Genomic DNA, 10,865 nt, shown 5'->3' on the forward strand with positions numbered 1-10,865 from the left:
CGTCCGACAGCCCATGGACATGCTGCAGATACATCAGCCCTGCCACCAGCCTGGGGTGTGTCGCCGGCCGCCCCTCCCCCGCCCTACCCTTCCCACAAAAACGGACTGTCAAAATCCGCGAGCGGCGGAGCGGCGGCGTCCTTGTCCGACAGCACCGGGTCGCCCGTCAGGCCCCAGTCGATGCCGCAGCTCGACCACAGTACCGCGCCGTCGCATTCCGGTGTGTAGAAATCGGTACATTTGTAAAGGATCTCGGTGTCAGGTTCCCGGGTGACAAAGCCGTGCAGGAAGCCTGTCGGGATCCAGAGCTGGCGGCCGTTCTCGGCGGTCAGCTCTACCCCCACCCATTGCCCGTAGGTGGGCGAACCCACGCGGATATCCACCGCCACGTCGTAAAGCGCGCCGTGGCCGCAGCGCACTAGCTTGCCCTGGGCATGGGGCGGCGACTGAAAATGCAGACCCCGCAGGGTGCCGATCTTTTCAGACAGCGACTGGTTGTCCTGCACAAACTCCAGATCGAGCCCCGCCTCGCGCATCCGCTTCGCATTCCAGGTCTCGGAAAAAAACCCTCGCGCGTCGCCGAAGCGCCGCGGCGTGAGGATCAGCACATCGGCGATCGAGGTCGGTGTCACCTCCAGCATGTCGCGCGGTCTCCGGTCTGGCCTCGTGTCGAACCCTGCCGCCTTTACACGGCGCGCGCGGGTTGCGAAAGACCGTTGCCGCACTTTGCTTGCGAAAGCACGCTGGCCGGATGCGTTGCAATGCAACATCGGGCGCATCGGGCTTTGCCCTGGCGATGAAACCAACCCCTCTCCGGCAAAAGCCCGGCAAGAACGAAGTCCATTTTTCAAATCGTGGTATCTCTACGTTTCCGCATGAACCAGGGGTGACAAGCTTTGAGAGAGACGGTAGGGAAGCCGAAACCTCGGCTGCACTCGAGACTGCAATGACCACTCCATCCCACGCGCGTTCTCTTTCCGTAGACAACTCCGGTCCCGAGCGGTTGGAACGGCTGCTGGCCCAGAACACCGAACTTGCGGTCCAATTGAGCCGCCTGCGCGAAGAGAATGCCGCCCTGAAGTCTGCCCGCAAAGAAAAGGCCGCACGTGATCCCGAACGTGTGAAGCTAAAAAAGGAGCTTGAAAACAGGTTTGCCGAGATCGCCGAGCTTACCAGAATGATCGAGGACAAAGGGGGCCCGCCTTCTGCGGATATCGCCGCGGTGCAGGCCGAACTCGAGAAGGTCAAGGGCGACGCCGCAGAGCTTGAACACATGCTGGTGCAAACCTTTGGCAGCAGCAGCTGGCGGCTGACCGCGCCGCTGCGGGGCCTCGTCAGGATGCTCCGGCGCCAGCCTCGCCCAGCCCCTTTCCAAACGCGTTATCTGAGCTATCCGGAATAAACCGTCCACGCGTGTCCGATCGCGTCTGAAGCCGATATCAAAGGGCAGGGCATGATCCCAGAAAATCCCAAAACGCCACATCCCGCCACGCGCGACCGGAGTTCTCTTTTTGTTTGGCAATGGCCAGCGGATACAAATGAGGCCGTGCTGGGCGCGTTGCAGGTCCTGGCTGCCGGGAACGATATGCTCCTTGCAGAGCATGATCGCCTGGACGCTGCGGCCACGGCCTGGCGCGCCATGCCGGATTCCATGCTGCTTTTAGTGGTGCCCGCCGCACACAAGGTGCTTGCCGCTGGCATGACCTCGGGGGAAACGCCTTCATCCCTGCTGGCCAGCTGGATGTCCCGGGCCCGTGATGTGCTGGATTTGCGGAGCACCGATCGCCGCCGCTGTTTGCTGGTCACCCCGGAAGCGGCGGTGTCGCAACCTGCTGACCTGTGTGCCCTTCTGAGCCTGAAGCCCGTTGCCCGAAGTAGAACCTCCGATCTGCCGGAAAATGATCCGGTGCTGGAAATTCTCGCAAAACATGCGCTTGACAGCGACGCCGAGACGCGCAGCATCGTCCGGGAACTCAACGCCAGCCTGCTGCACCTGGATCATGAGACGGCAGGCTCGACCTTGGATGCCGCGCTGCGCCATTACAGCCGGTCCCGCGAGATCGAAGTTTTGACCGAACAGCTGCTTGCCGCCCAGCAGGAGGCCGAAACAAATTACCAGCGGGCCGAGGGACTAGAAGCTGCGCGTGACGCGGCCCTAACAGAAACCGAGGTCTTTATGACCGAATTGACAGCTGCTGGGGCTCAGGTCGAACAACTGGAACAGCAGAAGAATCAGCTGTATCAGGGCCTGGAAAGCCACCAGGCCATGCTACAAGAGGCCGAAATAGCGCGCCAATCCCTGCGCGAACAGCTGGCGCAAATGTTCGAGGTCCATTCCGAACTGGAAAACCACTTCGCCCGGGCAGAATCCCTAGAAAAAACCTTAGCCGAACGCGAGGTCTCTCTGGCCGATGCCCGAAGCAAGGCGGCCAGGTTCGAGCGGCGGTCACAACGGCTCGAGCAGCGCGTCGCACTACTGGATCACAGCCTGGTGGAGCATCAGGCTCATATTGCTCATTGCGAAACCCACATCGCTGCGCTCGACGACCGGTTAAACCGCATCCTGCGTTCGCCCGGCTACCGCCTGACGGCACCGTTGCGCGCCCTTCTTGGGCGCTCTTCAAAGGAAGTCTGACATGGTGTGGACACCGGACTGGAGTCCCCAGATCGAAGCGATCGCGACCAGACAGCCAATCGACACCATTCTGCATGTCGGATTCTGCGGCGAAGATGAATTGGGCGCGCTGATCTCGGCCCAGGCACAGAGGGTGGTGCTGGTCGAACCGGATCCGGACCACGCCGGCATGCTGGCCGATCGTTCCGCCGAGCACGAGCATGTCGATGTGATCTCCGCGGCTCTCGGAGTACGCGGCGGAAAGGCGGCATTCCTGCGTCTCAGCCTGCCCGAGTTTTCAGACATTGACATGCCCGAGGACCTGATGACGCTCTATCCCGGGCTTCGGATCACCGCGCGTCTCGAAACTAGGGTTATGGACGTGCCAACACTATTACAGGAGGCCCGGATCAAACCTCCCCAGGCGGGCATGACGCATCTTCTGATTCTCGACAGCCCGGTCAGCGCTGCCAAACATACAGCATTGTTTCTGGAGGGATCAGCGCTGCAGGATTTCGACCGCATCTTGCTACAGGCCAGTCGAGACGATCTGGGAGGTGTGCCGGCAAATGCACTTCTGAGCCGTTTGACCGAAGCAGGGTTTCTGACGGAGGGTATTATGAATTCCGATCCGAATTTCCTCCGAGCGAGCCTGTTCTATCCCGCGCGCCTCCGCGAGGCAGAAGCAGCGGTTGCCCACCTGGAAACCATGCAAGCGCGTCTGGAGGAGTTACAAAAAAAGAACGCAACGCTGTCCGAGACCGAGGAACGCGCCAGGCGGGAACTGAGCAGGATACAGGAAACCGCTGCCCGCATTCCGGAAATGGAGTCGCGCCTGGAAGCGCTGCAACAAACGAATGTCGCACTGTCCGAGGCCGAGGAAAATACCCGGCGGGATCTGCGGCTTGCCTTGCGCATGCAGGCAATGCTCGAGCGCGACATCGCCGAATTGCGCGACCGGTTCAGCGCTTTGCAGGACGCTAAGAGCGCACAGGATATGCTTCTGGCGCAAATGGCATCTCCTTTGGAAAGAGCGCTCGAAGCCGTGAGCAAGACACCATCGGCCAAGCGCAAAAAGTCATGACCGACCGAACTGCATCATCCTCCGGCAGAGATAGCGCCGCCGCGAACGACGAGACCGATCTGGTTACCCATCTGGAGTGGGCCCTTGCGCAACTAAGTACCACTGGCCTCGACCCGATCGACCCCAGTTCCGCGTCTCTCACCGATGCTCTGGAAACCTGTCAGGCGCAGCTGACCGCGTTGGCGCCCACATGGACCAACGATCCGCAACGCTGCCTGCATCAAGTCGCCTGCTCAGGGGGCACGTTGATCTCCAAGGCTGTGGCCGCCTTGCCAAATGTGCAATTGCTCAGCGAAATCGATCCATTAAGTACGCTGATCCGTGATTTCGGAAAAAACCCGTTTCACCCCACCGATCTGATCGCCGACCTGTATTACGATCCCCGTAGACCACAGGCGAATGATGTCGCAACGGATGTCTTTCTGGCAGGTCTCCGGGCGCTTCGCCACGCGGCGCAACGCGAAGGACGCTATCTGGTGCTGCGCGATCACCCCCATTCGCAATTCTTTGCGAAGAGAGACCTCTGGTCGCGGCCCACGCTGCGCGGCTTGTTGCAAGATCACATGCCGGTCCTATCAGTCGTAACAGTGCGTCAACCGCTCGACAGCTTCCTGTCCCTGAAGAACAACAACTGGGTGCACTTCGAGCCGCCAACGATGGAAGAATACTGCCGGCGCTATCTGGCATTCCTGGAGGCGTATGAGGATGTACCGATCTATCGGTACGAGGATTTCGTCGCCGATCCGCCGAGCGTCATGTCCAGAATAGCCGCCGATCTGCAACTGCCTTTTGATGCCGGTTTCGCGGACTTGCTTTCTCTTTTTGCCTTGAGCGGTAACAGCGGCCGGCAAGGCGACACGATCGCGCAGCGCCCACGCCGCCCGATACCAGAGGCAATTGCGCTGGAAGCCAAAGATTGCAGTACCTACAAGGAACTCTGCCAAAGGCTGTATTACGCTCCCGATGATGTTGGATAATGCTGTGATGCCAAGCTGAAGCGAAGCATAGGAGCCGTGATGTCTACTACCGATCCTGCCTCGAATTTCTGGACCGCTGTCGCAGAATGCCGCAAGGCATTTTGGAAAGATGACGCCGAAGTGGCGCAGCGGCACTTCAAGGTGGCCACCCATCTGGCGAGCGCATCTCCGGGGCCTGACAACGACAACGCCCGGCAGCGGAAGATCAATGTGCTTCAGCAGTTAGCCAGGGTCTACAAACTCGATTTGCCGGAGCTGTCCAATGTTGCGAAAAATACTGCCCATTTTGCCGGGCGGTATGATTTCTACCCGAATCTCTCCGGCCGCCGTCAGGCAGAGGGCGGCCTTCGGCTGAGGGGGCATTTCAAATGCAACCGCCCCGATGCCCCGCTGGTGACCATCGTGACGGCCATTTATGACAATCACGACAGCTTTCAGCGCTGCATCGATTCCGTACGGGCCCAGACCTATCCCAACGTGGAATACATCGTGGTCGATGGCAACAGTCCGCAAGAGACGCTGGATATTCTGCGCGCCAATGAGGATTTCATCGACTATTACGTGTCCGAGCCGGACAAGGGCATCTACTCGGCGATGAACAAGGGGATCGAGCTAGCCCGGGGCGATTATATCTGCCTGCTTAATTCCGACGACTTCTACGATCCGGATTTCGTGACCGAAACCCTGCGTGTGGCGCGCTCCGACCCCGATCAGCGGGCGGATATCGTTTATACCGATTACCATGTCGGATCAAAGCTGCTGGTGGCGCAACAGATCGACGCCGGGCTGCTATTCGGCCATCTGCATGTCTGCCACAACACGTTTCTGGTGCACCGCAGCTGTTATGACCGCATAGGCCCCTATGACGAGGATTTCCGCATCGTCAGCGACGCGGTCTGGATGCGGAAGGCGTTTCGCGAGGGCGCCGTCTTTCGCTGTCTCAACAAACCGCTCTTCACCCTGATTGAAGGGGGGCTGTCCTCTGGCGGGACGGAAGCCCGGCGCAAGCTTTTCATATCCGAGGCAGCCCGGAGCTATCAGCTCCACTTTCCCCGGTTGAACACCGGGGATGCCGAGGAGATCTACCTTTTCCGTTTCAACAAGATGCGGGTAAAGGCCCTGACGGAGATCGCCCGGCGGCACATCGCGGACAAGCCGCTGATCCGGGCGCTGCGCGGCTATGTGGAACATTGCCTGCGGGACCGCGAGAATTTTCGCCTCGCCGCAACCGAGGTGCCCCGGTTCTTCGAGGATTACTGCGCATTGATCGATCTGCTCGATGCCGACATGCGCTGCATTCAGCTTGAGACCAAGCTTGGTCCACTGAGCGACATTCTCGGACGGATCGATGCCGTGGCGGCGCGCAGGAAGCCGGAGGCCGCCAGAACGATCCTGCATTTCGTTTCGGTGTTTTCCGCCCCGCCCGAGACCTTCATCTACGATCTGGTGCAACGTCTCGAAGCCCGGTCCGAATACGACAATTTCGTTCTCTTCGAACACCCCCAGCTGCGCGCCGAGCGTCCCTACGGCAAGGCCATCATGATCCACTGGGCGGATTTCGATCACCAGGTCGGAGAGCGTCTTTACAAGTATCTGGTGGACCGGATCCGGCCGGACGTGGTGATCGGCCATTTCGCGCTGAACGAATGGAAATGGGCGCAACGGATCGACGCCCTCGACCTCGATATTCCGACCATCTCCATGTGCCACGGGATCGATGTTTTTTCGATGCGCACCTCTCCGGATTATAAAGACTATATTGTTAAAGATTTTGCAGAACGGCGGAATACTGCTTTTACGGCAGTCTCCAAATATTTAGTATCCGAATTATACGCACATGGCGTTCCGAGTGAAAAAATTAACCTAGTTTATAATACGATTAATCCAAGATTTTTTAAGTTCAGGAAGAAGAGTGGATTTTATGATGGAACACGAACTTTGCAACTTCTTAGTGTCGGACGACTGGTTCGTTGGAAAGGGCATGAATACCTACTCCGTGGCTTGGCCGAATTCTGTGCAACCTGTACTCAAGATGTGCATCTGACAGTCGTCTATGGCAATGGAGCGGACCGGCTTGAGGCATTGCAAGAACTGGCTCAGAAACTTGGAATCCAAGATAAAGTTACTTTTGAACCTTTCATAAATTTTGCGGAACAACCGGAATATTATACTAATTTTGATTGCTTTGTTTTTCCATCAACATATAGTGAAGATGAACTCCAGCGCTCCGAAACTTTTGGACTTGCAATTCTTGAGGCAATTGCTGCTGGATTGCCGGTTATTTCAAGCGACGCCGGAGGCCTGCCCGAGGTCATAGGGGATGAAACGCCTTTCGCGCGGATCGTCCCGCATGGGGATGGCGCGGCCATTGCCACGGCCCTGGCGGACATGTGGCGCAAGGGCACGGCCTTTGCCGACAACATCGGCTACGCGACAGAGCGGCTTGCGGTCTTTTCCGAAGAGCGCCAGGGCGCCCTGCTGGACGCGGTCATCGAGCGGGTCACCGTGAAACCCGTCGATGTCGCGCTGTTCTCCTCTTCCACCGTGCAGGGTGCGGGATATGCAGCTTTTCGTTTGCATAAAGGGCTGCGCAACACCGATATCCGCTCTCATCTCTTCACGACCGTGCCCAATCACGGCGACGAACCGGACGTGACCGTTGTGCCCCATCCCTCCGGGAATGTGCGGAACTGGAATGTGCTTCAACTGCCTCCGAAGCCGGGGCTGACGATCATGTCCCTCAGCCAGACGCATATACCCTCGGAAGACCTGCTGAGAATGGTCGAACCCTATGACGTGATCAATCTGCACTGGTATGCCCGTTTTCTCTCGACCGAAAACATCGCGAGCCTGACCTGGAGCGACAAGCCGGTGGTCATGACGATCCGCGACATGCTGCCGCTCACCGGCGGGTGCCATTGTTTTCACGGATGCGACAAGTGGCAGGCGGATTGTTCGGATTGCCCGCAGATCGACAGCGTCTACCGGAACTATCCGGCCCAGCTTCTGGCCGAGAAGCGCGCGCATTACAATTTCGACAACCTGACTTTGGTGACGTTGTCCCAGCATACACGTAACATCGTCGCACAGGCCCCCTATTTCCGCGATTGCCGGGTCGAGACGATCCCCAATTCGATCGAGCTCGACGTTTTCCGGCCCTATGACAAGATGAACCGCCGAAAGGATCTTGGGCTGCCGCTTGACCGGCCGATCATCGGCTACGTCCCGAGCTATTCCAGTGAGATCAAGGGCTATCGCGAATTGGTTGAGGCCTTCGGCCATCTCAAGCAGATCGACCCGGCACTTAACCCATTCGTGATGCTGGTGGGCGGAAAAACCCCGGCCACGGACCAGATCGCCTTCGACAAGAAAGCGCTTGGCTACATCAGCGACAAGAAAAGGCTGGCCTGGGCCTATGCGGCGGCGGATGTCATCGTTGTCCCTTCTCTGGAAGAAACCTTTTCCAACACCGCCGCCGAGGCGCTGTCTTGCGGCACGCCCGTCGTCGGCTTCAAGACCGGCGCGATCCCGGATCTGGCCATTGACGGCGAGACCGGTCACACCAGCGAAATCGGCGATGCGGCCGGTCTGGCCAGGGGGCTGTCCCAGGTGCTGCGGGGGCCAAACCTGGGGAAGAATTGCCGCCACCGGGCAGAACGGCTGCTGTCTTTCATGACACAGGCCCATCTCTACGAGGCCCTGTTCAAGGATCTGCTGCAACAGCGAAAGACGTCGCCCGACCGCGCGCCGCGGATATTCAACAGTTTCGACAGGTCCGGCGTCACCCTGGCCCAGATTGCGGCCGAAAGCCTGTTGCGGAGCAAATCCTGAACAGGTTAAGCGAACGGTCATATGTCACATGCCTGCCCGAGAGGTTGCCAATGAGCACGATTGCCCGCCTTCCCGATCTTGAGGACACACGCATCGCCGTGATCGGGCTGGGCTATGTCGGCCTGCCCCTGGCGGTGGAATTCGCCCGGGTCCGGCCAACGGTCGGTTTCGACATCAACGAGGCCCGGATCGCCAGCCTGTGCGCGGGCCACGATGCCACGGGCGAGGTGGAGGCCGCGAAGCTGAAGGCCGCCCGGCACCTGAGCTACACGTCCCGGCTCGACGATCTGGCGGAATGCAATGTCTATATCGTGTCGGTGCCCACGCCGATCGACATGCACCGCCAACCGGATCTGACGCCGCTGATCCGCGCGTCCGAGACCGTGGGCAAGGTCATTGCGCGCGGCGATGTCGTCATATATGAATCCACCGTCTATCCCGGTGCGACCGAAGACGATTGCCTGCCGGTTGTCGAGCGGGTCTCCGGCCTCAGGCTGAACCACGATTTCTATGCCGGCTACAGCCCGGAACGGATCAACCCCGGCGACAAGGCGCGCCCCCTGCCGAAGATCATGAAGGTGACCTCCGGCTCGACGCCCGAGGCGGCCGACCTGATCGACCGGCTTTACAACGAGATTATCACCGCCGGCACGTTCAAGGCGGCCTCGATCCGGGTGGCCGAGGCCTCGAAGGTGATCGAGAACACCCAGCGCGATGTCAACATTGCCCTGATCAACGAATTGTCGATGGTCTTCTCGCGGCTGGGCATCGACACCAACGAGGTGCTGGACGCCGCCGCCACCAAGTGGAATTTCACCCGCTACACGCCGGGGCTGGTGGGCGGACATTGCATCGGCGTCGATCCCTATTACCTGGTGCACAAGTCGATGGCCGCGGGCCACATCCCCGACATCATCCGCCAGAGCCGCGAGATCAACGACGGCATGCCGCGCCACACCGCCAACCGGCTGGTGCGCGAAATGGCCCGCAAGGGGCTGCCGGTGGGCGGCGCGCGGGTGCTGATGCTGGGGCTGACCTTCAAGGAGAACTGCCCCGACATCCGCAACACCAAGGTCGTCGATCTGGTCTGCAGCCTGGAGGATTTCGGCATGCGGGTCGATATCTGCGACCCCTGGGCCGATGCGGAGGAAGTGCGCGCCGAATTCGGCCGTGACATCGTCATGGACCTGCCCGCCGGGCGCGCCTATGACGTGGTGATCGCCGCGGTGGCGCATGATCGGTTCACCGCCGCCGGGGCCGGGGCATTGCGCGCCCTGCACCGCGAGGGCGGGCTGCTGTTCGACATGAAGGCGGCCTTCCCCAGGGCAGAGAGCGATCTGAGGCTGTAAACTGAACGAGACCGCAGGAGGACCATGGAATGACTGACAATCGCATCATGCTGGTGTCCTACCCGCGGAGTGGCCAGCATTATACGCAACGGATGATTGAGCGTGCCATCGGCAAGGACGATTACTGCCCCCTTTATGCGTGTTCAGTGCCCGATTGCCCGGGCCGGGGCAAGCCGGTGCCGGAAAAAACGCCCTGTCCCGGAGGCCGCCGCATTCAGAAACACCACGATTTCGATTTGGGCCTGCGGGTGGAGGACGAAATCACCTATGCGGTGCTGATCCGTTATCCGCTCAATTCCTTGATGTCCTATTATGAACAGGAAGTGAATCGTCACAAGCGGGTGCCGAGATGGGCGGACGACGGCAAGGTCAGCCGGGTCGAGGACAACGAGGAAAACTGGCTCCATTTCCTCGAAAACCGGGCCGCGTTCTGGAAGGAATTTGCCACGAAATGGCGCGCCCTGGCAGAGCGGCACGACAATGTGCGCATCTTCCGCTACGAGGAAATGGTCTGGGAGGATGCGACCTTTCTCGACTTCTTCAGGTTCAGCTTTACCGAGGATCTGTCGGAAAAGGCGCATGAGCTGATCGCGGCGCAGAGAAAATCAATGACGCAACAGGGCCGAACCGTGAACGGCCGCCGCGCGCCCTTTGCCTATGATGAGAAACGCGCCGATGCGCGCATGCGGCAGATCATTGCACCGGATCTTTTGCAGGCTTTCGGGTACGAATGACGGGGTCGGGCCGTGGCTATTCCGCCGCGGTGTCCTGGGCTTCCTCGTCGCAGATCAGCTCCAGGCTGCTGTCCGGTTTTGCCAGCCCGGCATCAGCACCGAATTCCTGCGCCAGCGGACCCGAGAAGAAATGGCTCATCACGTAATTCGTCGGGTCTGAACAACGCCCAACGCTCTGAATTTATGTGAGAAATGTCTAATTTTGTTGGCTTTGGCCTGCAGGGTTTCATAGGATTCCATTGAAAACCCTGCAATTTCGGATCTTCCCATGAAGCA

General features: G+C 59.5%; 9 protein-coding genes. 7 read left to right on the forward strand and 2 right to left on the reverse strand.

Annotated elements, in window-relative coordinates:
* Positions 1-83: 83 nt before the first annotated feature.
* Positions 84-641 carry a dTDP-4-dehydrorhamnose 3,5-epimerase gene (gene rfbC / locus RXV88_RS22340; RefSeq protein WP_410468851.1) on the reverse strand — a complete coding sequence of 186 codons (558 nt, stop codon included), beginning with the start codon at positions 639-641 and terminating at the stop codon, positions 84-86.
* Between the two features lie 110 nt (positions 642-751).
* Here rfbC and RXV88_RS22345 point away from each other — a divergent pair, with 110 nt between their 5' ends.
* Genes RXV88_RS22345 through RXV88_RS22375 form a run of 7 tightly spaced genes read left to right on the forward strand, consistent with a single transcriptional unit; the run spans position 752 to position 10,589 of the window.
* Positions 752-1,402 (forward strand): hypothetical protein, encoded by a 651-nt coding sequence (locus tag RXV88_RS22345; RefSeq protein ID WP_316295869.1) that lies wholly within the window; start codon positions 752-754, stop codon positions 1,400-1,402.
* A gap of 51 nt (positions 1,403-1,453) precedes the next feature.
* On the forward strand, positions 1,454-2,635 hold the full coding sequence (locus tag RXV88_RS22350; protein ID WP_316295870.1) for a hypothetical protein: 1,182 nt from the start codon (positions 1,454-1,456) through the stop codon (positions 2,633-2,635).
* 1 nt (position 2,636) lies between these two features.
* Positions 2,637-3,698, forward strand: coding sequence for a hypothetical protein (locus tag RXV88_RS22355; RefSeq protein ID WP_316295871.1), 1,062 nt, complete (start codon positions 2,637-2,639; stop codon positions 3,696-3,698).
* Positions 3,695-4,675, forward strand: a complete 981-nt coding sequence (locus tag RXV88_RS22360) for a hypothetical protein (RefSeq protein WP_316295873.1) — start codon at positions 3,695-3,697, stop codon at positions 4,673-4,675. Before RXV88_RS22355 ends, RXV88_RS22360 begins: the two co-directional genes overlap by 4 nt.
* Positions 4,676-4,714: 39 nt before the next feature.
* Positions 4,715-8,506: a glycosyltransferase gene (locus RXV88_RS22365; RefSeq protein ID WP_316295874.1), complete on the forward strand. Its 3,792-nt coding sequence runs from the start codon at positions 4,715-4,717 to the stop codon at positions 8,504-8,506.
* 50 nt (positions 8,507-8,556) lie between these two features.
* Positions 8,557-9,855 (forward strand): nucleotide sugar dehydrogenase, encoded by a 1,299-nt coding sequence (locus tag RXV88_RS22370; RefSeq protein ID WP_316295875.1) that lies wholly within the window; start codon positions 8,557-8,559, stop codon positions 9,853-9,855.
* 29 nt (positions 9,856-9,884) lie between these two features.
* The gene (locus RXV88_RS22375) at positions 9,885-10,589 is read left to right on the forward strand and encodes a hypothetical protein (protein ID WP_316295876.1); all 705 of its coding nucleotides are present in this window, start codon (positions 9,885-9,887) and stop codon (positions 10,587-10,589) included.
* Positions 10,590-10,605: 16 nt separating this feature from the next.
* Here RXV88_RS22375 and RXV88_RS22380 read toward each other — a convergent pair whose 3' ends face one another.
* Entirely contained in the window at positions 10,606-10,728 is a 123-nt protein-coding gene (locus tag RXV88_RS22380; RefSeq protein WP_316295878.1) for a hypothetical protein, read from the reverse strand.
* Between the last annotated feature and the right edge of the window lie 137 nt (positions 10,729-10,865).

This window comes from Aestuariicoccus sp. MJ-SS9 (assembly GCF_032586235.1).
Lineage (GTDB): Bacteria > Pseudomonadota > Alphaproteobacteria > Rhodobacterales > Rhodobacteraceae > Aestuariicoccus.